At 74.7% G+C, this 1,635-nt stretch carries 2 protein-coding genes; both read right to left on the bottom strand.

What is annotated here, in order from left to right:
- Positions 1-1,069: cysteine--1-D-myo-inosityl 2-amino-2-deoxy-alpha-D-glucopyranoside ligase (gene mshC, locus H5J30_RS31940; RefSeq protein WP_181791093.1), on the bottom strand; the 1,069-nt coding region annotated here is incomplete at its 3' end.
- A 122-nt stretch (positions 1,070-1,191) separates the two neighbouring features.
- Positions 1,192-1,635, bottom strand: a 444-nt coding sequence (locus H5J30_RS31935; RefSeq protein WP_181791091.1) for an SCO1664 family protein, incomplete at its 5' end; no start/stop codon positions are given.

Here is a 1,635-nt window from a genome sequence, read left to right as displayed (position 1 = left end):
CGACGAGCCCCTCCGCGGGCGGCCCCTCCGGCCGGGAGACGGCGTCCCGCCACCGCGCCAGCCGCTCCTGCGCCTGCTCCAGCCCGTGGGCGGTCCACTCCCAGTCCGTGCGGTAGTGGTGGTCGAGCAGCGCGAGCCGTACGGCCACGGGGTCGACGCCGTCGCGCCGCAGCTGGGAGACGAAGACCAGGTTGCCCCGGGACTTCGACATCTTCTCGCCGTCGAGGGCGACGAGCCCGGAGTGCACGTACGCCCGGGCGAAGGGGAACTCCCCGGTCAGCACCTGCGCGTGGGACGCGCCCATCTCGTGGTGCGGGAAGATCAGGTCGCTGCCGCCGCCCTGCACGTCGAAGGTCATGCCGAGGTGGTCCAGCGAGATGGCGACGCACTCGATGTGCCAGCCGGGCCGACCGCGCCCCAGGGAGCCGCCGTCCCAGCTCGGCTCGCCCGCGCGCTCGGCGCTCCACAGCATCGGATCGAGCGGGTTCTTCTTGCCGGGGCGCTCGGGGTCGCCGCCGCGCTCGGCGGACAGCTCCCGCATGGTCGCGGCGCCGAGCCCGGAGACGGAGCCGAAGCGGGGGTCGGATTCGACCGAGAAGTAGGTGTCGCCGTCGAGTTCGTACGCGGCGCCGGCGTCGCGCAGCCGCTCCACCAGGGGCACGATGCGCGGTATCGACTCCACCGCGCCGACGAACTCGCGCGGCGGCAGGTTGCGCAGGGCCGTCATGTCGTCGCGGTAGAGGTCCGTCTCGCGGTCGGCGAGCGCGGTCCACTCCTCACCCGTCTCGGCGGCCCGGACGAGCAGCGGGTCGTCGACGTCCGTCACGTTCTGGACGTAGTGGACCTGCCTCTTGTTGTCCAGCCAGACGCGCTGCACGAGGTCGAACGCGGTGTAGGTGGCCGCGTGCCCCATGTGGGTGGCGTCGTAGGGGGTGATGCCGCAGACGTAGATGCGGGCCTCCGGGCCGGGATCGAGGGCGACGAGCCCTCCGGTCGCGGTGTCGTGGAGGCGGAGGTCGCGGCCGGTGCCGGGGAGCACCGGGACCTCGGGAGCAGGCCAGGCATGCATGTAAACGAGCGTAACCGCCGGTTGCCTGGTGAAACGACCGGGGCGGCGCGAGGCCGCGGTTTCGGACAGGGGTGGGAGGGTTCGTACGGAATATGCCCGGCCGGTGGCGGCGCGGGCCGGGCTCAGACCGGCGGCCAGGGGATGGCCGGCCACTCGCCGCTGGGCTCCGGGTGCCGTCCGGAGGCCAGCAGGGCGGCCGTACGGGCGCGCAGCGCGGCCACCTCCGCCGCCGTGATCAGCGGCGCCAGCCGGGCCGCCAGCGGGCCGGCCGCGGCGAGGCCGTCCGCGAGCCGGCGCAGCACGGCGACGGCCTCGGCGGGCAGCGGCTCGCCGGCCCAGCCCCACAGCAGGGTGCGCAGCTTGTCGTCGGTGTGGAACGTCACTCCGTGGTCGATGGCATAGAGCCGGCCGCCGGGGGCGGGCAGCAGGTGGCCGCCCTTGCGGTCGCCGTTGTTGATCACGGCGTCGAGGACGGCGAGGCGGCGCAGGCGGGCGTCGTCGGCGTGCACGAGCAGCGCGGGCCTGCCCTGGCCGGTCTCGGCGAAGCCGACGGCCTTCCAGCCGGG

This window comes from Streptomyces phytophilus, from assembly GCF_013870535.1.
GTDB lineage: Bacteria > Actinomycetota > Actinomycetes > Streptomycetales > Streptomycetaceae > Streptomyces > Streptomyces phytophilus.
This window is presented reverse-complemented; position numbering and strand designations above follow the sequence as displayed.